Below are 23,226 nucleotides of genomic sequence, written 5' to 3'. Positions count from 1 at the left end.
AACGAAGAGGGGAAACATCATGAGCTCGATATCCGGCGAGCGGACTGGCGCGGCACCCCCGACGGGCGGCTATCCCGCCATTCGCATGTTGATCGGCGGCGAATGGATCGATGCGCCCGGCGCGCCGGTCATCGATCCCGCCACGGGAGCGTCGATAGGCACCGTACCCTGCGCGACGTCCGCGCATCTGGAAAGCGCGGCGGCGGCGGCGGCGCGCGGTTTCGCGATCTGGCGCCGCGTCGCGCCGGCCGAACGCGCGCGCATCATGCTGCGCGCCGTCCAGCTGGTGCGCGAGCGCGTCGATGCCATTGCGCGCGACATCACGCTGGAGCAGGGCAAGCCGCTGGCGCAATCGCGTGCCGAGGTGCTGCGCGGCTGCGACCTGATCGAATGGGATGCGACCGAGGCGCGCCGTCTCTACGGCCGCGTCATCCCGGCCGAGCCGGGCATGCGCCACACCGTGCTGCGCGAGCCGGTCGGCGTGGTGGCGGCCTTCACGCCATGGAACTTTCCCATGAGTTCGCCGGCCCGCAAGATCGGCGGCGCGCTGGCCGCGGGCTGCGCGATCATCCTGAAGGCGTCGGAAGAAACCCCGGCCGGCGCCATGCACCTGGCGCAGGCCTTCTGCGACGCCGGGCTGCCGGCGGGTGCGCTGAACCTGGTGTTCGGTGATCCCGCCGCGATTTCCGGTTTCCTGATTCCGCACCCCGTGGTGAGCCTGGTCACCTTTACCGGATCGACGGCGGTGGGCAAGCAACTGGCCGGCCTGGCCGGCACGCATATGAAGCCGGTCATCATGGAGCTGGGCGGCCATGCGCCCGTGATCGTCTGCGACGATGCGGACGCGCAGGTCGCCGCGGCCGCCGGCGTGAAGGCAAAACTGAACAATGGCGGCCAGGTCTGCGTGGCCCCCACGCGCTTCATCGTGCACAAGGCGGTCTATGACGACTTCGTCCAGGCCTACATGCATATCGGCCGCGCGGTGCGCCAGGGCAGCGGCCTGGATCCGGACAGCGATATCGGCCCGGTCGCCAACAGCCGCCGGCTGCAGGGCCTGCAACGCCTGACGGAGGATGCGCTGCGGCGCGGGGCGCGCCTGTTGTGCGGCGGCGCGCCCACACCGGGACCGGGGTTTCATTTTCCATTCACGGTATTGGCCGATGTGCCCACGGATGCCCTGGCGATGCGGGAGGAACCCTTCGGCCCCTTGTCGCTGATCACGCGCGTGGATGGCCTCGACGACGCCATCGCCCTGGCCAACAGTCTGCCGTACGGCCTGGCCGGCTATGCCTTTACCGGTTCGGCGCGCAACGCGCGGGTGCTGAGCGACGAACTGGAGGTCGGCAATCTGGCGATCAACCACTTCGTGTCGGCGGTATCGGAAACGCCGTTCGGCGGCGTCAAGGATAGCGGCTACGGCCGCGAGGGCGGCACGGAAGGACTGGAGTGCTATACGCACGCGAAGAGCATTTCGCATTTGACGGTTTGACGCGACGTCCCGGGCGCCGGCCCGGGGCCGGTCGGGCCGATAGAAGCAAGACAAGGGGAATACGCAAGCATGATCGAGCTGCGATCGATACACAAAAGCTACCCGGTCCAGGGAACGGCCGTGGTGGCGCTGAAGGATATCGACCTGACGGTCGCGTCCGGCGAGATATTCGGCATCATCGGCCATTCGGGCGCGGGCAAGTCCACGCTGCTGCGCATGATCAATTTCCTGGAAAGGCCCACCCGCGGCACGGTGCACGTGGACGGCGTCGACCTGCAGGGTCTGGACGATACGGCGCTGCGCCGCTTTCGCCAGGGCGTCGGGATGATCTTCCAGCACTTCAATCTGGTCGGCTCGAAAACCGTCGGCGACAACGTCGCCTTCCCGCTGAAGATCGCGGGACAGGCCGACGCCCGCCGCATCGATGCCCGCGTGGACGAGCTGCTGGACCTGGTGGGCCTGCGCCGCCACAAGGACAAGTATCCGCGCCAGCTGTCCGGCGGGGAAAAACAGCGCGTCGGCATCGCCCGCGCACTGGCCAACCATCCCCGCGTGCTGCTGTGCGACGAGGCCACCAGCGCCCTCGATCCGCAGACCACACGCTCCATCCTGCAACTGCTGCGCCAGATCAACGAGAAGCTGGGCCTGACCATCGTGCTGATCACCCATGAAATGGACGTGATCCGTACCGTATGCGACCGCGTCGCGGTGATCGACTCCGGCACCATCGTGGAAAGCGGGCCGGTCAGCACGGTCTTCCTGCATCCGCAGCATGAGACCACGCGGCGCTTCGTGCAGGAGGCCGAGCATATCCAGGACGAGGACGTCGATGCCGCGCTGGTCCAAAGCGGCGCGCGGACCCTGTGCAGGCTGACCTTTATGCAAGACACCGTGCACCAGCCCATCCTGAGCCAGACCGCGCGCGCGTTCGGTATCGATTTTTCCATCCTGAATGGACGGATCGAACGGATCAAGTCCCTGACGTGCGGCCAGATGACGGTGGCCCTGGAGGGGCCGGACGAACAGGTCAGGAACGCCATGACACGCCTGGCGGCGAAGGGCGTGACGGTCGAGGAGCTGCGGGCATGAGCGCGTTGATCGCCGCGTGGTTCAGCAATGTGGACTGGGCCGATATCGGCTGGGCCTCGGTCGACACCCTATCGATGCTGGGCTGGTCGCTGAGCCTGACCCTGGTGCTGGGCCTGCCCCTGGGCGTGCTGCTATTCCTGACCAGCCCGACACAGCTGCACGACGCGCCGCGCGTCTATGGCGGCGTGTCGCTGGCGGTGAATATCCTGCGCTCCTTGCCCTTCGTGATCCTGCTGATCGCCATGATCCCGCTGACCACGCTGCTGACCGGGACGTCGCTGGGCGTGGCCGGATCGGTGCCCGCGCTGGTGGTGGCCGGCATTCCTTTTTTCGGTCGCCTGGTGGAATCGGCACTGCGCGAAGTCGACCGCGGCATCATCGAGGCATCGCTGGCGATGGGCGCGAATACGCGGCAGATCGTCTTCGGCGCGCTGTTGCCGGAGGCCATGCCCGGCATCCTGGCCGCGGCCACGGTGACCGCGATTGCCCTGGTGTCGTATTCCGCGCTGGCCGGCGTGGTCGGCGGCGGCGGCCTGGGCGACCTGGCCATCCGCTACGGCTACCAGCGTTTCCAGCTGGACGTGATGTTCATCACCATCGTGCTGCTGTTGCTGCTGGTGCAGTTGCTGCAAACCGTGGGCAACCGGCTGGTGCTGCATTACACCCGTTAGATGGCAGGGGCCCGCCGTGCCGGCCCCTGCCGTGTTTCGCCGTATCCCGGCATCGTTGCGCCGGGTGCGTTGTACCGCTGCATTTCACTGTCCCAACGAACGGAGATGACGAAGGTGAACAAACTGATCGCAGTGTTGGCCGTGGCTTGCGCCGCGGCTTTGCAACCGGCGGCCCATGCCGCCGACAAGATCGTCGTGGGCGCCAGTCCCACGCCGCATGCCGAGATACTGGAGAACATCAAGCCCATGCTGGCCAAGGAGGGCGTGGACCTGCAGATCGTGGTTTTCACGGACTACATCCAGCCCAATATGCAGCTGGCGCAGAAGCGGATCGATGCCAACTTCTTCCAGCACAAGCCTTTCATGGACGAGTTCAACCGCAGCCGCGGCACCGACATCGTTGCGGTCAGCGACATCTTCGTCGCGCCGTTCGGCGCGTATTCCAGCAAGATCAAGGACATCAAGCAATTGAAGGATGGCGCGGTGGTGGCCATCCCCAATGACGCCGTGAATGGCGGCCGTGCCCTGCAGCTGCTGGACCAGGCCGGCATCGTGCAGCTGACCGATCCGCGCAACACCAAATCCACGGTGAAGGACATCAAGGCCAATCCCCGGCACATCACGATCAAGCAGCTGGAAGCGCCGATGCTGCCGCGCGTGCTGCCCGAAGTGGACCTGGCGGTGATCAACACGACCTTCGCGCTGGAAGCGAAGCTGGATCCGACCAAGGATGCGCTGTTCCTGGAAGGCGGCCAGTCGTCCTACGCGAACCTGTTGGCCGCGCGGCCGGACGACAAGGATACGCCGGCGATGAAGAAGCTGGTGGCGGCGCTGCGTTCGCCGCAGGCCGCGCAGTTCATGCGCGAGCGCTTCAAGGGCAGCATCGTCCCGGTATTCTGACCGGCCGCCGCGTCACGGTGCCGGCGTGAAAGCCACGACGGCCCTGCCGTGGTCCACGTAGACGCGGTAGTCGCGCGACACCACCACGGCGGGGTCGCGCGGCTCGCCGGCCGGCGGCGACATTTCATGCCTGGTGTCGACGCCGAAGTGCCGCATTTCCTCGTAGGCCCATCCCCAACCTTGCGTCAGGTACACCGGGACGAGCGTACCGATCAACGGGTATTTGCGCATGGTGTGCTGGACCAGTACGGCATGGCCCAGGCTGCCTTGCACGACGTATTCCGAGATGCCCTGCTGCGCGGCTATCCGGCCAAGATCGTCGGATAGCCGCGCGGCGACGCGGTTCTCGAATTCCTTTTGCTGCTTGAGCGAATCGCCGTAGACGAAGCAGAAGGTCAGCAAGGCGTAGACGGGCACGGTCAGGACGACGACCTGCCACGAGGATTTCATGCGCGTGGTTTCCAGCGCGGTCCAGGCGAACAGCAGCCCCACCGCCCCCAGCGCGCCGAAACCGATCATGACGCGAGGCGCGTAGACCGGAAATTCGAGTGCCAGCATGGGGCCCCATGGTGCGATCAGCAGGGCCGGCGGAAGGAGGACGATGCCGGCCACCATTGCGACGCGCGTGGCGGTCGATGCGCTGCGCCAGTTAAGCACCAGGTAACGTACGCTCCAGCAGAGCGCGGCAACCACGCCGATGGCGATGAATACGAACAGGGGCTTGGCCCATAGGCCGGGAAGCTGGTCCGCCGCGTAGCGCCAGAAGGCACCGAGGTTGCGCTGGAAGGTGGCGACGCAGGTGTTGAAGGAAGCGATGGCACCATGCGCAAGGGCATAATGACCTTTGACGGTTTTCGCGATGACGGCTTTGTAGGCCAGCAGCGCGGCGAGAAACTGGCCGGCCCGTATGGCCAGGGTGCGCAGCAACTGCCGCATGGGCTGGCGATCGCGCTGGCCAAGTACGAATTCCGCGATGACGAAGACGAGGAAGACGTTCAGCGCGGGCTGGTAAAGGCAAAGGGTGGCCAGCAAGGCGACGGCCCCGAGGACGCCGCGCCATCCCGTCCTGGGTATGGCGGTAACCGCCATGCAGGATAGGGCAGTGGCGAGCGTCATGGGCAGGACGTCGAATTTGTAGGAGAGGTTCTCCAGGAAGAAGGGGTTGGCGACGAGGGGCGCCATGATGAGGGGCGCGCGCCAGGTGCCGGGGATGTTGAACTTCCTGCTCGCGGTGACGGCGAGGTAGGCGAGCAGCATCAGGGCGAGCAGCTGGGGGAGGGGCGATAGATCGGAGATGGGGGTGCCGAGGTTCATGGTCTCGACGACGAGGTTCGATAGCGGCCTGCCATCCGATGTCCATCCCAGATAACCGGTGCGGGCGCGACCGAGGTCGTCGATGTAGAAGCGATCGGCGTGGATGATGGGCCACATTACCAGGGCGTACAGGAGCAGCGCGGCGATGAAGATGTTCTTGCGTGATGCTGGGGGTGGAGCGGGGGGCAGCATATAAGAATCGGGGACTGGCTTTCGGTGACTTGTCATGGAAGGGCAATATTGGAGCAGTCTGACCGTTTAGTTCTCGTCAAGTTTGTTTGGGGTGGGTGGTTTTTTTGGGTGATTTATCTCGTTTTGTTGCTGGGGGGTGCTGTTTGCTCGTGGCGTTTGTTGGGCGTTGCTGTTGGTGGGTATTTTGCTGATGCCGTCCGTCGGGGGTGGTGCCTGTCGGGGCCAGCCCGGAGGAGCCGGTCCGGCGCCTTCGCGCCGGACTCCCGCGTTGTCATCCTCGTACGGCGGCCGAAGTGGCGGTGGGGTTCTTGTGTTTTTTTTGCCCGGCCGTCCTTCCTTCGGATTCCCTCGCGCGGCTCCAACGGGCTGGCCCCGACAGGCACCACCCCCGACGGACTCCGGTTTGCCTTAATTACGGTCGCCGCGACGGGCTGCGTTCTTGCGCTTCGTGGATGGTGAATGCTGCCGCTGGAAGATTTCGCGGCGCACGTCGATCGCTGGCCGCCCAGCGCGGCCAGCGATCACCTACACGGTGCGTCATGCCACGGGTGCTTTCGTGCGACGGTTTTGCATCCGGAGTGGATGCGGTTGCATGCGCACATTCGTTGCCACCACATGGCACACACAGAATTGCTGACGCCCTCGCGGCCGTAGGTGTGAAGATCCTTGCGTCTGCGACATTCGAGCACGTCGCATTCCACCTCCGCCGCCATCCCCACCGCCATTCGCATGCAGCCCGTCGCATTCAACTACAGCGTAGGCGCAGCGGGGCCGCGCTGGGCGGCCTCGATGCGACGTGCAATGCAGAATCTTCCAGGGACAGCATTCGCCACCCACGAAGCGCAAGAACCCAGCTCGTCGCAGCGATCGTAATTAAGGCAAACCGGAGTCCGGCGGGGGTGATGCCTGTCGGGGCCAGCCCGTTGGAGCCGCGCGAGGGAATCCGAAGGGAGGACGGCCGGGCAAAAAAAAACACAAGAACCCCACCGCCACTTCGGCCGCCGTACGAGGATGACAACGCGGGAGTCCGGCGCGAAGGCGCCGGACCGGCTCCTCCGGGCTGGCCCCGACAGGCATCACCCCCGCCGGACGGGATCAGCAAAATACCTGCGGACAGTAGCGGTCAGCGGACGGCATCAGCAAGCCACCCGCCGACAGCAGCCATCAACGGACGGAATGAACAGGAGACCGGCCTCGCGGAAACGGGCGAGAAACCGCATCGGCATCTCCTCGCCACGTCCCCGGAAGCATCACGAAGGCCCCACCTACTTCCCCCCCGGCCAGATCGGCTTCGCAATCGCCAGGTTCTCCGGATACACCGTCACGGGCACGCCGTTCTGCCACTGGATAATCGTCAGCGACGCCCCCAGCCGATGTCCCGCCTCGTCGAACTTCAATTCACCGCCCGGAAAATACGGCGTAGGCCCTTCGTTCAGATTTCGCATCGCTTGTGCCACCGCCTCGCGGTCCGCCTTGCCTGCTTTCTCCAGTGCCGCCTTGATGATCCACATATCGCCGTAGGTCGAAATGGCGTTCTGTGTCATCCACGGTTCCTTGTATTCCGTCTTCATCCGCTGGATCAACGCCTCCTGCCCCTTCGCGCCCCAGTTTGCCACCGCCGACATCACCCCATTCAGCAACTGCGGGCTTACCGTATTCAGCACGTCTGGCTCCGCGATCGCGATCCCGAAGGAAATCACCGGTATCCGAACATTGGTCTCGTTCATCTTCTCCAGTATCAGCTTCGCATCCGAAATCACCGTCGGCAGGAAGAACACCAGATCCGGCCGCCGCGACCGCACCCGCTGGATCAGCGAAGAGGCATCCGACAACGGCGGCGTGAACGTCTCGTCCACCACGAGTTCCAGATTGTTCTTCTGCAGCAGCCCCTCCTTCATCGCCTTCACCGACGACAGCGATGCTGCCGTGTTGTCGGTCAGGATAGCCACCGTCTTCGGCCGCTTGCCCGATGCCTTCTCCGCCAGCTCCAGAATGATCGGCAATGCGATCTCGGCCTGGCGGCCCGCCGTCGCCGATGTCTGGAAGATGTACTTGAAGCCCCGCGCCGTAATCTGGTCGGAATACGACAGCGTCAGCATGGGCAACTTCGCGCGTTCCGTCACCTCCGTCACGGCCAATGTGAAAGAACTCAGGTACGCGCCCGTGCCCGCCACCAGGTCGGGGTAGTCTGCCACCATGCGCTGCGCGGCGCTCTTGGCTTTCTCCGTCGAATCGCCGGAGTCCACCACCACCAGCTTGAGCGGCGCGCCGCCCAGCGACTTGATGCCACCCTGGACGTTGATATCCTTCACCGCCATCTCCGCGCCCATGCGCATCACCTGGCCCGGGCGGGCATAGAGGCCGGACATCGGCGCGATCAGTCCCACGCTGACGGGCGCCGGATCGGCCGCCCGCGCGGGCGCCGGCGCGCCGGCCGACAGCAAAAGGCCGCACAGGGCCGCGGCGCCCAGCGGGCGCGCGATCTTCAAGGTCTTCATCGTCTCCTCCAGTTGGCCCTGTCTGCGGGCCTATCCAAGTGTGCTTCGAACCGCGGGCGGATGCCCGGGCGCCTGGCTGGCGCGCGGATGTCCGTTTACATGCCCAGGTACGCGCGGCGGATGCGGTCGTCCGCCCGCAGGGTCTCGTGCGTGCCGGCCAGTGCCACGCGTCCGGTCTCCAGCACGTAGGCATGGTCGGCGAACTGCAGCGCTTCGGCCACGCGCTGTTCCACCAGCAGTATCGTCAGTCGCGCCTCGCGGCGGATATCGATCAGACGCTCGAAGATGAAATCGGCGATGGCCGGGGACAGGCCCATCGAGGGTTCGTCGAGCATCAGAAGACGCGGCGACGAAGCCAGGCCGCGCCCGATGGCCAGCATCTGCTGCTCGCCGCCGGACAGCGTGCCCGCCAGTTGCCGCGCGCGTTGCGGCAGTATGGGGAACCACTCGTAGATGCGCGCCAGGTTGCGCCGCCAGTCGCGCCGTCCGGCCGCCGTATAGGCGCCCATTTCCAGGTTCTCCTGGACGGTCATCGAGGCGAAGACCTGGCGGCCTTCCGGCACGTGGGCGATGCCCAGGTGCGGCCGCTGCGCCGGCGCGACCGCCAGCAGGTCCTTGCCGTCGAAACGGATGGTGCCGGACATCGCCGCCACCGTGCCGGAGACGGTCTTGAACAGCGTGCTCTTGCCCGCGCCGTTCGGTCCGACGATGGAGACGAACTCGCCGGCCTCGACCTGGATGGAGACGTCATGCAGCACGGGCAGCGCGGCGTAGCCGGCGACGAGGTTCTGTATCTCAAGCATCCTTGGCGCTCCACTTCTTGCCCAGGTAGGCTTCGACGACGCGGCTGTCGCGGGTGATGGAGGCGGGATCGCCCACCACCAGGACCTCGCCGTGATCCAGCACCACGAATTGGTCGACCAGGCGCACCATGGCTTGCATGGTGTGTTCGATGATGACGATGGTCATGCCGTCGCGCGATAGCGAGCGGATCACCGACAGCACGTCGTCGACTTCGCCATGGCCCAGCCCGGCCAGCGTTTCGTCCAGCAGCAGCAGGTCGGGCTGTCCGGCCAGCGCCCGCGCCAGCTCCATCAGCCGCAGCTGGCGCGTGGTCAGCGTCGAGGCGACCTGCTGCGCGCAATCGGACAGGCCGACGCGGGCCACCGCCCGATGCGCCAGCTCGCGGGCGTGGGCCTCGCTGTTGGCCTTGACGTAGGCACCCACTTGCACGTTCTGCAGCACCGTCAGCCGCATGAAGGGGCGCATCACCTGGAAGGTGCGGCCCATGCCGGCGGCGCAAAGCACATGCGGTTTGCGTCCGGCCATGTCGACGCCGTTGACCAGTACCATGCCGGTATCGGGACGCAGGAAGCCGTTAAGCAGGTTGAACAGCGTCGTCTTGCCCGCGCCGTTGGGACCGATGATGCCCAGTATCATGCCGCGCCGCACGCTGAAGCTGACGTCGCGCACGGCCTGCAGGCCGCCGAAGCGGCGCGAGACGTTGCGCACTTCCAGGATGGGCACCGCGCCGCTTGCCGCCGATGCCGCGCTGCCGCGCGTGTCCGGGCCCTCGGCGCGGCCCGGCGCCTGCGTGGCCGCCGCGATGGTGGCCGCGGCCTCGGATGCCGGCATGGTTTCGAAGGCCATGGGAACGAAGGCGGCGGCGCCGTCGGCCATGCCGCGCAGCGTGGAGGCCATGGCATGGCCGCCGGCCGCTTCCGTCAGCGCGTCGGCGCGCGCCGGCTGGGCCGTCATGGCCGGGGCGCGGTTACCCTGCCGGGAAAGCGGGCCGCGCGCACCGGCGGTGGCCGAGCCGAAGTCCGCGCCTTCAGGGGCCTGGCTGGCCGGCGCGGCCGGTGGCGTGGTGGATGTCGTGGCCGGGGCGCGGCGCCGCAGGCGATCGCGTATCTTCCAGTAGACGCCTTCCGGCGCCGCCAGGATGACCGCGATGATGGCGATGCCCAGGATCACGCCCTGTATGCCGGGATATCGCGCCCCCAGTTCGGCGTGCAGGATTTCTCCCAGCGGTACCAGGATGGCCGCGCCGATGATGGGACCCCATACGGTGCCCACGCCGCCGAACATCGCCACGGTCAGCGCCTGTGCCGACACCAGCATGCCGAACACCGATACCGGCGTCACCACCAGCAGTACGACGGCGTAGAAGGCGCCGGTGGCGCCGGCGATGGCACCGCTCAGCGCGATGGCCTTCAGCTTCCAGCGCAGGGTATCGATGCCCGCGGCTTCGGCCGCCGCCTCGTTTTGCTTGATGGCGATCAGCGCCATGCCGAAGCGCGTGCGCTCCACATACCGCGTCAATGCCACGAACAGCACCAGCATGATCATCGCCACCACGGTGTAGACGCCGGGGTTGGAGAATTGCATGTAGGCGGCCGCGTTCTCCCGCTTCATGGGGAAGGTTACCTCCTGGTAGCCCAGCCATTCGAAGACGTAGAGCAGCGCCAGCGGATAGGCCAGCATGGCCAGCGCGAAGTAATGCCCGCGCAGCCGGAAGGTCGGCAGGCCGACCAGCAGGCCGGCGGCCGCGCCGATGGCGGCCGATACGGGAATCATCAGCCACGGCGTCAGGTTCAGGTAGATCTGTCCCAGCACCGCTGCGTAGGCGCCCAAGCCGAAGAACGCGGCGTGACCGAAGGACACCAGGCCGGTGTAGCCGCTGAGCATGTTCCAGGACAGGCCGAAGCAGGCCCACACCAGCACCAGCGTGAAGATCAGCTGGTGATACGAGTTCTGCACCATCAGCGCGATCGCGGGATAGGCGATGGCCAGCGCGCACAACAGCAGGAGATGGCGGCGCCCGTTCATGTCCGCTCCGACAGGCGGCCGAACAGGCCCTGCGGGCGCAGGGTCACGATCAGCAGGAAGAAGACGAAGATGGCGGCGTTCTGCAGCTGCGTGGGCAGCACCAGCGCCGACAGCTGCTGCACCAGGCCGATGACCATGCCGCCCCAGAAGGCGCCGGAGATACTGCCCATGCCGCCCAGCACCACCCCGGCATACATGATGATGACGAATTCCAGGCCGACGAAGGGATGGAAGGGGAAGTTGGTGGCGAGCAGCCCGCCGGACAACGCGGTCACGCAGGTGCCCAGCGCGAAGGCGACGCGGTAGGCGCGATTGACGTCGATGCCCATGTAGGATGCGGCGACCGGATTGTCCGCCGCCGCGCGCAGCGATTTGCCCAGGCGCGTGCGATTGACCAGGGCGATCAGCAGCAGGATGGTGGCGGCCGAAATCACGGCGGCGATGCCGCGCCCCTTGTTGACGAAAATGCTGACGAAGTCGCCCCACAGCGGGCCGATCTCCCAGGCGGTGCTCGATACCGAGGTCCGTATGGAAACCAGCTGCGGACCGAAGACCATCATGCCGCCGTTCTGCAGGATCAGCGCGATGCCCAGCGTCAGGATCAGTTGCGCGTAATGCCCCTCGCCCTCCAGCGCGGCGGTCCTGCCGCCGGTGACGCGGGAGATCAGCAGGCGATGCGCGAGATAGCCGACGGCGAACATGACCGGCACGGTCAGCAGGATGGACAGATAGGCGCCCAGGGGGGAACCGGCCAGTACGTGCGAACCCAGGGCGATGAAGAAGAAGTAGGCGACGTACATGCCGAGCATCATGAAGTCGCCCTGCGCGAAATTGATGACCCGCATGATCCCGAAGATCATGGCCAGGCCGACGCACATCAGTCCATACAGCGCGCCCACCAGCACGCCGGCCGCCAGGGCCTGGAGGAAGGCCTCCAGCTGTATCTGCAGTTCCGTCATCGCGTCTCCTTGGAGCAACGCGTTGTTATCGATGTCTCCACGTTCTTATCGTGGCGTCGAAGTCCCGCAACTTCGTCGTGCCGCGGCGGCCCGTGCGCGGTAGCGTCGCGCGCCGCGTGGCCGTCAATATCCGCTTATCGTGAGCGCTCCATCGACCTTCAGGGTGACGCCCGCCACGGTGGCGCTTTCGTCGCAGGCCAGGAAAACCGCGGCGGCCGCGATGTCGTCGCCGGTAGGCAGGCGCTTGAGCGGCGTTTTCTGGCGCCGCGTTTCCCAGCCTTGCGCGTCGATGACGGAGCTGGCGCCCGGCGTGACGACCGGGCCCGGGGCCAGGGCATTGACGCGTATGCCGTGGGCGCCCAGTTCGACGGCCTGCTGCCGTGTCAGGGTATCCAGCGCGCCCTTGATCGCGCTGTAGACGGCCGCGTTCCGGATGGCGACGGATACCGCCACGGAGGACAGGTTGATGACCGCGCCGCCGCCGCGCGCGATCAGGTGCGGCGTGGCCGCCTGGAGGCTCCACAGGGCGCCTTTGAGGCCGACGTCGATCATTTTGTCGACGATGGCTTCCGGCATGTCGGTCAAGGGCGCGTAGTGGAAGTACGCCGCGTTGTTGACCAGGATGTCCAGCCCCTGCATGCGCTGGGCGTATCCGCCGATGGCGTTGAGGACGGCGGCGCGGTCGGCCACGTCGCAGGCCAGCGCTTCCGCGCCCGGGATCCCTGCCACCGCCTGGTCCAGCAGGTCGGCATTGTTATCCAGCATGCCGACGCGGGCGCCCTCGCGCGCATAGGCCTGCGCGATTGCCTTGCCAAGTCCCCCTGCCGCGCCCGTGACGATCGCGACCTTGCCTTGAAGTCTGGCCATTGTCCCTCCGTTGCCCTCGATGCTGCCTGGCGTATCGTTATCGTATTAGAGAATGATTGTATTATTGCATTCTCGGTTTTACAACGGCTTCGGGGCTGGGGTTTATCAGGAGAGCGAGGCGCAGCTACCCGCGCGATGTACGCGCAGGCAAGCCGAAGGGGACGGGGCGCCGGGTGGCGCGTTCAGGAGGCGGCGGCGGATTCTTCTTCCGCGGCTTCGTTCGCCTGGCGCAGGATCTCGATCGCCACCTTGGCGGCATTGCGCACGTGCAGGCTGCCGGCGCGGCGGGCGGCCTTGCCGTCGCGGGCGGCGACCGCATCGATGACGTCGGAAAGTTCGGCCAGGCTTTTGCGGGAGCGGCCCGGCGCCTGCATGGACGTGGACCGCAACAGCATGACGCGCGAATTCAGCAGGCGCAGGGTGGTGGTCAGGGCTTCGTTGCCCGCGCCGTCCAGCAGCTGCTGGTAGAAGAAATTCTTGGCGGTCAGGCGTTCCAGCGCGGTGCCGTGGGTCATCGCGCGCTTCAGCGCCTGGAAGGCGTCCTGCAGCGCTTTGCGCTGGGCGTCGTTGGCATGTTCGGCGAAAAGCTGGCAGGCCAGGCCTTCGAGTTCCTCGCGTACCTGGTAGATGCCTTCGGCCTGTTCCGGAGACAGGCGGTCGACCACGGGGCCGCGATGGGGAATGACGTGGATCAGGCCTTCGGATTCCAGCTGGCGCAGCGCTTCGCGTACCAGGGTGCGGCTGACGCCGGTCATTTCGCAGAGTTCGCGCTCTGGCAGCCGCTCGCCCGGCCGGAATCGGCCGACCAGGATGGCGTTGCGTATGCTTTCGGTAACGCTGTGCCGCAGTACGGAAGCGGCACGCGGCACTTTGAAATCGCCCTCGGGCGCGGCAACGGCATTCATGCGTGTGGTTTGGAAAATGGCTGGCCGGATAACGGCAATGGGGGGGATTTTAACTGCTCCCAAGCCGTTGGGTGCCGGATCGCAATATCGTCGCGCATGGTGTTGCGTGGATGCCTAACGCATCACGAAAGGATTCGGGACGTCGCCGCCGGTACTGATCCAGACGCTTTTCTCCTGCAGGTACTCGCGGATGGCCGACAGCCCGCTTTCGCGGCCGATGCCGGATCGCTTGTAGCCGCCGAAGGGCGACAGGTAGCTGGTGGCGCGGTAGGTATTGACCCACACTGTGCCCGCCTCCAGGCGGCGCGAAAGATTCAGCGCGCGGCCCATGTCGCGCGTCCACAGGCCGGCCGCCAGGCCGTAGCGGGTATCGTTGGCGATGCCGATGGCCTCGTCGTCGGTGTCGAATGGAATGACGCACAGGACCGGCCCGAAGACTTCTTCCTGGGCGATGCGCATGTCCGGCGTGACGTCGCAGAAGATGGTCGGCTCCACGAACCAGCCGCGCCCGCATTCGGGGCGGCTGCCCGGGGTGCCGCCCAGGACGCAGCGCGCGCCGCCGGCCCGGGCGACTTCGATGTAGTCCAGGATTTTTGCCAATTGCGGCTGGGTGGTGACCGGTCCGATCTGCGTTTCGGGCAGGGACGGGTCGCCCATGCGGGCGGTGCGGGCGTACGCGACCAGCTTGTCGACGAAGGCGTCGTGGATGTCGCGATGGACCAGGGCGCGCGATCCGGCGATGCAGGTTTGCCCGGTGGCGGCGAAGATCCCCGATACGGTCCCTTTGACGGCGTTGTCCAGGTCGGCGTCGGCGCAGACGATATTGGCCGATTTGCCGCCCAGCTCCAGCGTGACGGGCTTGATGCCGCGCGCGGCCATTTCGTACACGTGCTGCCCGGTCTGGTCGCCGCCGGTGAAGGCGACCTTGGCCACATGCGGATGGGTGACCAGGGCTTCGCCGATGTCGCTGCCCAGGCCGCTGACGATGTTGACGACGCCCGGCGGAAAGCCGGCTTCCTCGAAGAGGCGGCCGAAGGCCAGCGCCGATACGGTGGAATGTTCCGAAGGCTTCCATACGACCGTATTGCCCGCGGCCAGCGCCGGCGCGAGCTTCCAGGTGGCCAGCAGCAGCGGGGAATTCCACGGCGTGATGGCGGCCACCACGCCCAGCGGCTCGTCGCGCGTGAAGTTGAAGCAGTCCGGCTTGTCGATGGGGATGACGCGGCCCTCGATTTTGTCGGCCAGGCCGCCGAAGTAGTAATACCACTGCGGCATGTAGCGCAGCTGGCCGCGCATTTCGGAGATCAGTTTGCCGTTGTCGCGCGTTTCGATGGCGGCCAGCGCGTCGGCGTCGCGCGCCACCAGGTCGCCCAGGCGGCGCAGCAGCGCGCCGCGCGCCGTGGGCGTGAGATCGCGCCAGGTCGGATCGAGAAAGGCGCGGCGGGCCGCCTGCACGGCGCGGTCGACGTCCTCGACGCCGGCCCGGGGCACGCGTGCCCACGGTTCGCCGGTATAAGGGTTGAAGGAATCGATCCATCGGCCGTCCTGGGCGTTTACCCATCGGCCACCGCAAAGCATCTGGAAATCCTGCATGGTTGCTCCTTATCGATTCATGCCGAAGGCCGCGCGCGGCCGCCGGCGTGCCGCGCGGCGGCGTTACTGGACGGCCAGGCGGTTATCGCGCACCACGCCGCCCCATTTGCCGGCTTCGGCCTGGATATAGTCGGCGGCCTGCGCGGGCGGGCTGAGTATGGTGGCGATGCCGTTGCGGTCCATGAACTCGACGAGCGCGGGCTGCTGCATGGCGCGCCTGCTGGCGTCGTAAAGCGTGCGGATGCGGTCAGCGGGCGTGCCCGCCGGGGCGGCCAGCACGAACCAGTTGGCCGCGTCGAAGCCGGGCAGGACTTCGGCCACCGTGGGGGCATTGCCCGCGGCGGCCAGGCGCTGCTGGCCCGTGGTGGCGATCAGCTTGAGCCGGCCGGACTGCACGAACGGCAGCGAGGACGCGGGGTTGTCGAACATGACGTCGACCTGTCCGCTGATGAGGTCCGGAAAGGCCGGCCCCGCGCCCTTGTAGGGCACGCTGGTCCACTTGACGCCGGCCACGCTGCCCATGAGTTCCCCCGCCAGGAAATGGATGCCGCTGTTGCCGGGCGCCGCGAAATTGACCGAGCCGGCCTTGGCGCGCGCCATCGCGATCATCTCCTGCACGGTCGATGCCTTGAAATGGGTGGACGCCACCAGGACGAGCGGATTGGAGGCCAGTATGGTGACCGGCGCGAAATCCTTGCGGATGTCGTAGGGCAGGTCGCGATAGAAGGCCGGTGTGATGGCATAGGCGGCGGAGCTCATCACCACCGTGTAGCCGTCCGGTTCCGCGCGCGCGACTTCGGCCATGCCGATCTGGCCATTGGTGCTGGGTTTGTTTTCGACGATCACGCTCTGGCCCAGGATCTGGCTGAGCTCGCGCGCAAGCGGACGGGCCAGGGCATCCACGCCGCCGCCGGCGCCGAAGGGAACCACCATGCGGATGGGCCGTTCGGGATAGTCGGCCACCGCCGCGGCGCCGTACAGCAGGCCGCAGAGCGCGGCGAGCATCGCAACGAGCTTTCTCATGGTGTCTCCGGCGTATTGTTATGATTGTATGACTGTATCATCGAGCATGATCGGCCTCGGCTAGTAATAACCCTAGCGTGGCGGATGCGTCGGGCGCCGGGGCGGTATGCCGTTCGGCGGGGGCGGGCAGCAGCCTCCCGTCTTCCCGCGATACGCATACGCGATGCGCGTTTCGGCATTTACTATATGATTGCCGGATTGTATGATCGACCATGTCGCGCGCGGCCCGGGTGCCGTTGCGCGGGGCATGCGGCAGCGGCGGGCGCGGGCCGCGCCGATCGAAAAGGAACCAGCGATGGCAAACGACGAGCTCTTCCAGAAAGGCTTCCAGAACCGCAAGGACGTACTGGGCGCCGCCCATGTCGAAAAATCCTGGAATGCGGCCGACGACTTCAATCGGCCCATGCAGAAGCTCGTGACCGAATACTGCTGGGGCGAGATCTGGGGCGACGAAACCCTGCCATTCAAGACGCGCAGCCTGCTTAACCTGGGCATGCTGACGGCGATGAGCCAGCACCACGAGCTGGCCTCGCATGTAAAGGGCGCGTTGCGCAACGGCTGCACGCGGGAAGAGGTACGCGCGGTGCTGATGCAGGCGGCCGTCTATTGCGGCGTGCCGCTGGCGCTGGCGGCCTTTCGCGTGGCCAGCGAGGCCATCGCGGCTTACGAAGCGGAAGCCGCGCGCGCTTAGGTCGCGCGGGGCGTCATCATCCTTACTTACCGCGGCCGCCGCGCGGCGGCCCGCGGTTCCAACAGGCAATGCACAGGAGGCAGGCAATGAAGGTATTTCACGGCAGGGTGTCAGGCGTTCCTTCCGAACAGCGCGGCGCGACGTTTACCGGCGTGGTGTGGGCGGATCCGGTGATGCCGACGATGGACAACGTCGGCATCAACAATGTGTTTTTCTCTCCGGGTGCCCGCACCCATTGGCACACCCATGAGTACGGCCAGGTGCTGCATGTGACGGCGGGCCAGGGCTGGATTTGCCTGGAAGGGCAGGAACCGCAGCTGATCCGCCAGGGCGACGTGGTGTGGATAGGGCCGAACGAACGGCACTGGCACGGCGCGGCGTCGGACACGTACATGATCCACATGGCGACGTCGATGGGCAAGGCGACCTGGCAGGAAGCGGTCACGGACGGGCAGTATCCGACGCAGCGCGCCGCGGCCTGACGCCGCCGCCGCTGCCGGCATTCTTCATCGGGGCGGACGGCGCGATGGAACTACGACAGCTGGAAATGTTCATCGGCATCGCGGATGCCGGCGCGTATTCCCGGGCAGCTATGCGCCTGTCCATCAGCCAGCCCATCCTGAGCCGGCGCGTCAAGGCGCTGGAGCAGGAGCTGGGCGTGGCGCTGTTTCACCGCACCGGACGCGGCGTGTTGCTGACCGAGGCCGGCACGCTGCTGGCGCAATATGCGCGCGGTATCGTCGAAAGCACGCGCAGCGCCGTCAGCGCGGTCAAGGCTTCCGGCGCGGTGCCGGGCGGGCCGGTGGTGATCGGGATGCCGGCGTCGATATCCGCCGTGCTGTCGGTACCGCTGATCCAGGCTTTCCGGCGCGCCGTGCCCGGCGTCTCGCTGAAGTTCATGGAGGGCTATAGCGGCCACGTGCTGGAATGGCTGTGCAACGGCCTGACGGACATCTCCATCCTGTACGACGCGCCGCGGCTGAACATCCCCTCGCTAAGGGCCGAATCCCTGCTGACCGACGAGCTGTTCCTGCTGGGCCCGCGCGACGACCCGGCGGGCGTCGGCGCGGGGCCGGTGCAGGCCGCGCGCTTGAGCTGCCTGCCCATGATCCTGCCCGGCCGGCCGCACGGCGTGCGCGTGCTGGTCGACGAGGCGCTGGCGGCGCTGGGGCTGGAACCTAATGTCGAAATGGAAGTCGACGCCATGCATTCCATGCTGCAACTGGTGGAAAGCGGATTGGGCTATGCCGTGCTGTCCTATTCCTGCGTGGCGCCGCAGATCGCGCAGGGCCGCATGCGCATCTGGCGCATCGCCCGGCCCGGCATCACGCGATCGCTGTTGATCGCCGCGTCGACCCAACGGCCCTCCACCAAGGCCGTGCGCATACTGCGCACGATCCTGCGGCGGCAGATCCAGGACATGATCGCGCGCGGAAACTGGGCGCCGGATCCCGCGGTGCTGTCCTGAAGGTGGCGGCCGCAGGGCCGCACAGCCGCTTCAGCCCTTGCCCTCGCCACGCTGGCGGATCTCCACGCCCGCGATCGTTTCGACCATCCTGGCGATGTGCGTGAAGTCGGCGTCCTCGCCGCACATCGCATGCGTCATGACCAGCATCTCGCGCACAGCGGAGCCCACCACCATGGGGACACCGATGGCCTCGGCCTCGTCCACGCACAGGCGCACGTCCTTGTAGGCCAGCCGCGCGGCGAAGCCGATGTCGAAGGTGCCGGTCAGCACCGCGCGCGGAAACTTATCCTGGCTGGCGGTATTGCGCCCCGAACCGGAATTGATAACGTCCAGCATGGTCTTGGGATCGAGCCCGGCTTTCACGCCCATCGCCATGGCTTCGGATGTGATCGCGACCGCGGCGGCCGACATCAGGTTGTTGGCCAGCTTCATGCTCTGGCCCATGCCGGCCTCGCCGCCAAGGTAGAACACCGGACCGAAGTGCTTGAGTACCGGCTGCAGCGCGTCGTAGTCCGCGCGCGGGCAGGCGGCCATGACGGCCAGCGTGCCGGCGCGCGCGCCGCCCACGCCGCCGCTGACGGGCGCGTCCACATACAGGATGTCGCGCGCGGCAAGCGCGCGGCTGACTTCTCGCGCGGTGCGCGGGCCGATGGTGGACAGGTCGACCACGCGCTTGACGCGGCTGCCCGCCATCAGGCCGTTCGGGTCGGTGGCGACGCGCTGCACGATTTCCGGCGTCGGCAGGCTCAGGAAGATCGTCGTGGCCTGGTCGGCGACCTCGCGCGTGCCGGCGCAGGCCGTCGCGCCCTTGCCCGCAAGGGCCTGGACCGCCGCGGCATTGGTGTCGTACACCGCCAGGCCGTGGCCGGCGTCCAGCAGCCGCCCCGCCATGGGGCCGCCCATATTGCCCAGGCCGATGAATCCGTAAGTCTCCGATTGCATGTTCGCTCCTCGTAAAGCGTCGTGTAGGAAATATTGCGCGCGCCGTGCGCGGCCTATTGCTGCGGCGTCAGGCCGATCTGCTTGGCCAGCGAGGCCACTTCCCGGGTGTCCTTGGCCAGCAGCGCGGAAAACGGCGCCGGCCCGCGTTCGGCCTGGCTGGGCCGGGTGGCCGCGAGCTGGTCGATGCGGTTCTTGAATTCCGGGCTGTCGATGGTCTTGGAGAGCGCCGCGGCCAGCTTATCCACCACCGGCTTGGGCGTATTGCGGGGCGCCACCACGCCATTCCATATGGCCAGGTTGAACGCCGGCAGCCCGCCTTCCGCGAAGGTGGGGACGTCCGGCATCTGCGCCAGGCGTTGCGGCGCCGACACCGCGATGGCGCGGATGCGCTTGTCCTTGTGCAGCGGCATCATGGTGACGGTCTGGTCGATGACGGCATCGATGGTGCCCGCCATCAGGTCGGCGATCGCCGGTCCCGAGCCGCGGTACTGGATCAGCTCGCCCTGCGTTTTGGAGATGTGCAGGAACAGGCCTTCCGCGAGATGGGCGGTGGTGCCGGGGCCGCCCGAGCCGAAATTCAGCTTGGGTCCGCCCGAGCGCATGCGCTTGAGCATCTCCGGCAGGCTCGTGATGCCGCTTTTGTTGCTGACGGAAAGCACCATCGGCACGGTCGCCACGGTGCCGATGGGCGAGAGGTCGCGCACCGGGTCGACCTGGGCGGAGGGATACAGCAGGGGGATGATGGCCAGCGACATATTGCTGAACATCAGGGTGTAGCCGTCGGGATCGGATTTCATCAATCGCTGGTAGCCGATCAGGCCGCCCGCGCCGGTGGTGTTTTCCACGACCACGGATTGGCCCAACTGGGTGGTCAGTCCGCTGGCGATCTGGCGCGCCAGCGTATCCAGCGTGCCGCCGGGCGCCACCGCGACCAGCATGACGATGGGGCGGGAAGGAAAGTTGTCGGCGGCCGCGGCGGGCGCGGCCAGTACCAGGGCGGCGGCACAGCCGATAAGGAATCGCAACATGTCTGTCTCCTCGGTGTTGTCGGCAGGGCGGGCCTGCCTTCTTCGGGCGGGGACTGCCCCACCCTCTTTTGCGGAGGGGCCTGCCTACCGCTATCGGAGGCGCCCCGCCGTGACGCGCGCCGGGCCGCGGTCGCGGACCCATGCGCATGTGAGGCAATACTAGTCACGCCGCGCGGCACGACACGCCACGCCGGCGGCATAGCAGAATGCATGTTTTCGGCATAACGACCTTGTCACCTCAGCATGAGGCCGGCGGCCAGCCGGGCGACATCGTCCAGATGGTCCAGGCCGCGGATCAGCGACAGGGTATGCGCGACCTGCGCGTCCTCCAGCCCGGCGCGCGGCGCCAGCTGGCGGTACTTGGCTTCGATGTCGGCCCACGCGATGCCGCGCGAGCCCGCGCCGCGTGGCGCGCGGCAGGTCGCGCGATGGATGGCGCCATCGTCCATGTGGATGGCAACGCTGCCGCCGTGCCGGTGAGGGAAGCGGTCCGGCAGCGGCGGCGGCTCGCTGGCGTATCGCACCTTGTCCTGCAGCGCCGCGATGCGGGGATCGCGCATCTTGTCCGGCGTCAGGTTGTCCCAGCCGAAGCCGCGGTCGACGACGGACGCGGCCACGAAGTAGGCCACGCTGTGCGCGGCCTCCACCAGGTTGCGGGGATGCGGCGCGCCGCCGAAACTGGTGTGCTGCACGCCCGCCGATACGACGATGCATGCGATGCGCGACGGGTCGATGTCGTGCTCGCGCGCGGCGGTGGCCGCCGCTTCGGCCACCGCATGAAAGGGATGGGCGCCCGGCATCAGCTTGATCGCCATGTCGGTGACGATGTCCCAGGACGCGCCCAGGTCGCGCACGATGTCCTCGACGGCCTGGCCGCCCATGGCCTGCAGGAACCCGCGCGGCGCTTCCAGGATGGCGGGATCGCCCTGGAACCCGGCGCGCGCCGCCTGCGCCGCCTGGATGCCGGCCATCGCGGCCAGGCCCGCGTGGTATTCCCGCGAACAGCTGGTATCGGCCGCCAGCGCCATGCCGCCGATGGAGGTCGCGGCCAGGGCGATGGCGTGGGTCATCGCCGCCTCGTCCAGGCGCAGCAGGCGGCCGGCGGCCACCGCCGCGCCGAACACCGTCGACACGGATCCATGGAAGCCGCGCTGCATGCGGCCGGGCGTCAGCGATTCGTCGATGCGGCCGGCCACCTCGTAGCCCAGCACCATGGCCGCCAGTACCTCGCGACCGGGGCGGTTCAGCCATTCGGCAAGGGCCAGCGCGGTCGTGCTGACGATGGTGCCGATATGGGCGATGCTGCGCAGGTCGCTGTCGTCGGAGGCGGCGGCATCGCTGGCCACGGCATTGACGCGCGCCGCGCGGGAGACGGGCAGCCGCGCGCCGTAGAACCAGAGCGTCGCCTGCGGCGCGCCGCCGTCATCGATCTCCAGGCCGCGCAGGATCGCCGCGGACTCGATGCGGTAGCCCATCGAAGCGCTGGCGATGGTGCTGGCCAGGCTCATCTTGGCATGCTCCAGCGCCAATGGCGGGATCGCGGACAGCGGGGTGTGGACGGCGTGCGCGGCCAGGATTTGCGCGACGGTGCGCGCGTCCGCCGCGCGCATGCCGTTCGCGTTATCTTGGGCATGCGTCGTCATTGCGTGCCCCCGCGCAAGGACTTGAGGACGCGCAGCCATTTCTCCAGGTCGCGCCCGATCAGGGCCGTGAAATCCGCGGACGGCGCCAAGGGGGTCGGCGCCACGTCATAGCCCTGTTCCGTCAGCTTGGCCCGCAAGGCGGGTTGCCGCATGACCGCATCCAGCTCCTTGTGCAGCCGCGCCACGCGATCCGCGGGCACGCCGGCGGGCGCGATGATGCCGAACCACAGGGTGACTTCGTAGCCCTTCAGGCCGCTTTCGTCGAGCGAGGGCACGTCGGGCAGCAATGGCGACCGCCCCCGGCTGGTGACGGCCAGCGGCTTGAGCTTGCCGCCCCGGATCAAGCCGATGGCGGCGGGGATGTTGTACAGCCCCAGGTCGACTTCCTTGCTCATGACGGCGACCAGCCCCTGCGGCGCGCCGGTGTAGGCCACATGCATGAGAGGCTTGCCCAGGGACTGGCCCAGCACCACGCCGGCGATGTGATGGCTGGTCCCCACGCCGCTGGACGAGAAGCTGAACTTGTTGGCGGGCGCGGCCTTGATGGCCTGCATCAATTCCGCGACCGAGGCGTAGGGCGAACCGGGCGCGACGACAAGGACGTTGGCCACATCGGCCAGCACGGCGATGGGCGTGAAGTCCTTGACGGAGTCATAGCCGGGTTTGTCGTACAGGGCCTGGTTGGTGATCAGCGTGCCCTGCGCGGCCAGCCCGATGGTGTAGCCGTCGGCGGGAGCGCGGGCGATGTCCACGGTGCCTATCGTGCCGCCCGCGCCGGCCTTGTTTTCGACGACCACCGCCTGGCCCAGCTGGCTGGCCAGCTGCGTGGCGACGACGCGCGAGAGCGTGTCCGCCGCGCTGCCGGCGGCAAAAGGCACGACCATTTTCAGCGGACGCGACGGATAGTCGTCGCGGGCGTGCGCCGGCGCGGCGCCCAGCAATAGCGCCATGGCCGCGGCTGTTGCGGCGCGGCGAAAGATTGCGATACGCATGATGTCTCCTCCTGGATGTTCCCGATACACCGCCGGGTCCTGTATGTTGAGAATTCTTGTTGTCCCGGATCACGACTATAGGAGGCGGTCCGGCGGGCGTCATGCGAATTTCTTTGGCGACCGTTGAGGATCA

General features: G+C 67.2%; 20 protein-coding genes. 7 read left to right on the top strand and 13 right to left on the bottom strand.

The features are described 5' to 3' along the window. The first annotated feature begins 19 nt into the window (after positions 1-19). The 4 genes from CAL28_RS28575 to CAL28_RS28560 all read left to right on the top strand — a co-directional run bounded on the left by CAL28_RS28575 (position 20) and on the right by CAL28_RS28560 (position 4,149). Positions 20-1,489: an NAD-dependent succinate-semialdehyde dehydrogenase gene (locus CAL28_RS28575; protein WP_094844350.1), complete on the top strand. Its 1,470-nt coding sequence runs from the start codon at positions 20-22 to the stop codon at positions 1,487-1,489. 69 nt (positions 1,490-1,558) lie between these two features. Next, complete coding sequence (locus CAL28_RS28570) at positions 1,559-2,578, top strand: methionine ABC transporter ATP-binding protein (RefSeq protein WP_094844349.1); 1,020 nt, start codon at positions 1,559-1,561, stop codon at positions 2,576-2,578. Continuing rightward, positions 2,575-3,249 (top strand): methionine ABC transporter permease, encoded by a 675-nt coding sequence (locus CAL28_RS28565; protein WP_094844348.1) that lies wholly within the window; start codon positions 2,575-2,577, stop codon positions 3,247-3,249. Before CAL28_RS28570 ends, CAL28_RS28565 begins: the two co-directional genes overlap by 4 nt. Before the next feature lie 105 nt (positions 3,250-3,354). Continuing rightward, positions 3,355-4,149: a MetQ/NlpA family ABC transporter substrate-binding protein gene (locus CAL28_RS28560; protein ID WP_094844347.1), complete on the top strand. Its 795-nt coding sequence runs from the start codon at positions 3,355-3,357 to the stop codon at positions 4,147-4,149. A gap of 12 nt (positions 4,150-4,161) precedes the next feature. Here CAL28_RS28560 and CAL28_RS28555 read toward each other — a convergent pair whose 3' ends face one another. From CAL28_RS28555 to CAL28_RS28510, 9 genes are all read right to left on the bottom strand, one after another. Continuing rightward, positions 4,162-5,655 (bottom strand): glucosyltransferase domain-containing protein, encoded by a 1,494-nt coding sequence (locus CAL28_RS28555; protein ID WP_176464126.1) that lies wholly within the window; start codon positions 5,653-5,655, stop codon positions 4,162-4,164. A gap of 1,265 nt (positions 5,656-6,920) precedes the next feature. Beyond that, a complete protein-coding gene (locus CAL28_RS28550) occupies positions 6,921-8,153 on the bottom strand; it encodes an ABC transporter substrate-binding protein (protein WP_094844345.1) in 1,233 nt (410 codons plus the stop codon). A 95-nt stretch (positions 8,154-8,248) separates the two neighbouring features. Then, on the bottom strand, positions 8,249-8,956 hold the full coding sequence (locus tag CAL28_RS28545) for an ABC transporter ATP-binding protein (RefSeq protein ID WP_094844344.1): 708 nt from the start codon (positions 8,954-8,956) through the stop codon (positions 8,249-8,251). Further along, positions 8,949-10,982, bottom strand: a complete 2,034-nt coding sequence (locus tag CAL28_RS30140) for a branched-chain amino acid ABC transporter ATP-binding protein/permease (protein ID WP_254926261.1) — start codon at positions 10,980-10,982, stop codon at positions 8,949-8,951. The genes CAL28_RS28545 and CAL28_RS30140 overlap by 8 nt, the downstream gene beginning before the upstream one ends. Further along, positions 10,979-11,941, bottom strand: coding sequence for a branched-chain amino acid ABC transporter permease (locus CAL28_RS28530; RefSeq protein ID WP_176464125.1), 963 nt, complete (start codon positions 11,939-11,941; stop codon positions 10,979-10,981). Before CAL28_RS28530 ends, CAL28_RS30140 begins: the two co-directional genes overlap by 4 nt. A gap of 123 nt (positions 11,942-12,064) precedes the next feature. Continuing rightward, positions 12,065-12,808, bottom strand: coding sequence for an SDR family NAD(P)-dependent oxidoreductase (locus CAL28_RS28525; RefSeq protein ID WP_094844343.1), 744 nt, complete (start codon positions 12,806-12,808; stop codon positions 12,065-12,067). Between the two features lie 182 nt (positions 12,809-12,990). After that, on the bottom strand, positions 12,991-13,713 hold the full coding sequence (locus CAL28_RS28520) for a GntR family transcriptional regulator (protein ID WP_094844342.1): 723 nt from the start codon (positions 13,711-13,713) through the stop codon (positions 12,991-12,993). Positions 13,714-13,827: 114 nt separating this feature from the next. Next, the gene (locus CAL28_RS28515) at positions 13,828-15,306 is read right to left on the bottom strand and encodes an aldehyde dehydrogenase (protein WP_094844341.1); all 1,479 of its coding nucleotides are present in this window, start codon (positions 15,304-15,306) and stop codon (positions 13,828-13,830) included. Between the two features lie 63 nt (positions 15,307-15,369). Then, a complete protein-coding gene (locus CAL28_RS28510; protein WP_094844340.1) occupies positions 15,370-16,329 on the bottom strand; it encodes a Bug family tripartite tricarboxylate transporter substrate binding protein in 960 nt (319 codons plus the stop codon). 295 nt (positions 16,330-16,624) lie between these two features. On the opposite strand from CAL28_RS28510, the gene CAL28_RS28505 reads away from it, so the two are divergent. The 3 genes from CAL28_RS28505 (at position 16,625) to CAL28_RS28495 (ending at position 18,488) form a co-directional block, all read left to right on the top strand. Beyond that, entirely contained in the window at positions 16,625-17,020 is a 396-nt protein-coding gene (locus CAL28_RS28505) for a carboxymuconolactone decarboxylase family protein (protein ID WP_094844905.1), read from the top strand. A gap of 86 nt (positions 17,021-17,106) precedes the next feature. Continuing rightward, complete coding sequence (locus tag CAL28_RS28500; protein WP_094844339.1) at positions 17,107-17,502, top strand: cupin domain-containing protein; 396 nt, start codon at positions 17,107-17,109, stop codon at positions 17,500-17,502. Between the two features lie 44 nt (positions 17,503-17,546). After that, positions 17,547-18,488: a LysR family transcriptional regulator gene (locus CAL28_RS28495; protein ID WP_094844338.1), complete on the top strand. Its 942-nt coding sequence runs from the start codon at positions 17,547-17,549 to the stop codon at positions 18,486-18,488. A 30-nt stretch (positions 18,489-18,518) separates the two neighbouring features. On the opposite strand, the gene CAL28_RS28490 is transcribed toward CAL28_RS28495, so the two are convergent. The 4 genes from CAL28_RS28490 to CAL28_RS28475 all read right to left on the bottom strand — a co-directional run bounded on the left by CAL28_RS28490 (position 18,519) and on the right by CAL28_RS28475 (position 23,093). Beyond that, positions 18,519-19,430 carry an NAD(P)-dependent oxidoreductase gene (locus CAL28_RS28490; protein ID WP_094844337.1) on the bottom strand — a complete coding sequence of 304 codons (912 nt, stop codon included), beginning with the start codon at positions 19,428-19,430 and terminating at the stop codon, positions 18,519-18,521. 53 nt (positions 19,431-19,483) lie between these two features. Beyond that, a complete protein-coding gene (locus CAL28_RS28485) occupies positions 19,484-20,458 on the bottom strand; it encodes a Bug family tripartite tricarboxylate transporter substrate binding protein (RefSeq protein ID WP_094844336.1) in 975 nt (324 codons plus the stop codon). A gap of 233 nt (positions 20,459-20,691) precedes the next feature. Continuing rightward, entirely contained in the window at positions 20,692-22,101 is a 1,410-nt protein-coding gene (locus CAL28_RS28480; RefSeq protein WP_176464124.1) for an MmgE/PrpD family protein, read from the bottom strand. Then, positions 22,098-23,093 carry a Bug family tripartite tricarboxylate transporter substrate binding protein gene (locus CAL28_RS28475; RefSeq protein WP_094844334.1) on the bottom strand — a complete coding sequence of 332 codons (996 nt, stop codon included), beginning with the start codon at positions 23,091-23,093 and terminating at the stop codon, positions 22,098-22,100. The genes CAL28_RS28480 and CAL28_RS28475 overlap by 4 nt, the downstream gene beginning before the upstream one ends. Positions 23,094-23,226: the final 133 nt, after the last annotated feature.

This window comes from Bordetella genomosp. 11, from assembly GCF_002261215.1.
Classification (GTDB): domain Bacteria; phylum Pseudomonadota; class Gammaproteobacteria; order Burkholderiales; family Burkholderiaceae_B; genus Bordetella_C.
This window is presented reverse-complemented; position numbering and strand designations above follow the sequence as displayed.

What these genes read in the sequence shown, in the direction of transcription:
- CAL28_RS28575 (WP_094844350.1), top strand. Translation starts at nt 20, where the DNA reads ATGAGCTCGATATCCGGCGAGCGGACTGGCGCGGCACCCCCGACGGGC.
- CAL28_RS28570 (WP_094844349.1), top strand. Translation starts at nt 1,559, where the DNA reads ATGATCGAGCTGCGATCGATACACAAAAGCTACCCGGTCCAGGGAACG.
- CAL28_RS28565 (WP_094844348.1), top strand. Translation starts at nt 2,575, where the DNA reads ATGAGCGCGTTGATCGCCGCGTGGTTCAGCAATGTGGACTGGGCCGAT.
- CAL28_RS28560 (WP_094844347.1), top strand. Translation starts at nt 3,355, where the DNA reads ATGACGAAGGTGAACAAACTGATCGCAGTGTTGGCCGTGGCTTGCGCC.
- CAL28_RS28555 (WP_176464126.1), bottom strand. Translation starts at nt 5,655, where the DNA reads ATGCTGCCCCCCGCTCCACCCCCAGCATCACGCAAGAACATCTTCATC.
- CAL28_RS28550 (WP_094844345.1), bottom strand. Translation starts at nt 8,153, where the DNA reads ATGAAGACCTTGAAGATCGCGCGCCCGCTGGGCGCCGCGGCCCTGTGC.
- CAL28_RS28545 (WP_094844344.1), bottom strand. Translation starts at nt 8,956, where the DNA reads ATGCTTGAGATACAGAACCTCGTCGCCGGCTACGCCGCGCTGCCCGTG.
- CAL28_RS30140 (WP_254926261.1), bottom strand. Translation starts at nt 10,982, where the DNA reads ATGAACGGGCGCCGCCATCTCCTGCTGTTGTGCGCGCTGGCCATCGCC.
- CAL28_RS28530 (WP_176464125.1), bottom strand. Translation starts at nt 11,941, where the DNA reads ATGACGGAACTGCAGATACAGCTGGAGGCCTTCCTCCAGGCCCTGGCG.
- CAL28_RS28525 (WP_094844343.1), bottom strand. Translation starts at nt 12,808, where the DNA reads ATGGCCAGACTTCAAGGCAAGGTCGCGATCGTCACGGGCGCGGCAGGG.
- CAL28_RS28520 (WP_094844342.1), bottom strand. Translation starts at nt 13,713, where the DNA reads ATGAATGCCGTTGCCGCGCCCGAGGGCGATTTCAAAGTGCCGCGTGCC.
- CAL28_RS28515 (WP_094844341.1), bottom strand. Translation starts at nt 15,306, where the DNA reads ATGCAGGATTTCCAGATGCTTTGCGGTGGCCGATGGGTAAACGCCCAG.
- CAL28_RS28510 (WP_094844340.1), bottom strand. Translation starts at nt 16,329, where the DNA reads ATGAGAAAGCTCGTTGCGATGCTCGCCGCGCTCTGCGGCCTGCTGTAC.
- CAL28_RS28505 (WP_094844905.1), top strand. Translation starts at nt 16,625, where the DNA reads ATGGCAAACGACGAGCTCTTCCAGAAAGGCTTCCAGAACCGCAAGGAC.
- CAL28_RS28500 (WP_094844339.1), top strand. Translation starts at nt 17,107, where the DNA reads ATGAAGGTATTTCACGGCAGGGTGTCAGGCGTTCCTTCCGAACAGCGC.
- CAL28_RS28495 (WP_094844338.1), top strand. Translation starts at nt 17,547, where the DNA reads ATGGAACTACGACAGCTGGAAATGTTCATCGGCATCGCGGATGCCGGC.
- CAL28_RS28490 (WP_094844337.1), bottom strand. Translation starts at nt 19,430, where the DNA reads ATGCAATCGGAGACTTACGGATTCATCGGCCTGGGCAATATGGGCGGC.
- CAL28_RS28485 (WP_094844336.1), bottom strand. Translation starts at nt 20,458, where the DNA reads ATGTTGCGATTCCTTATCGGCTGTGCCGCCGCCCTGGTACTGGCCGCG.
- CAL28_RS28480 (WP_176464124.1), bottom strand. Translation starts at nt 22,101, where the DNA reads ATGACGACGCATGCCCAAGATAACGCGAACGGCATGCGCGCGGCGGAC.
- CAL28_RS28475 (WP_094844334.1), bottom strand. Translation starts at nt 23,093, where the DNA reads ATGCGTATCGCAATCTTTCGCCGCGCCGCAACAGCCGCGGCCATGGCG.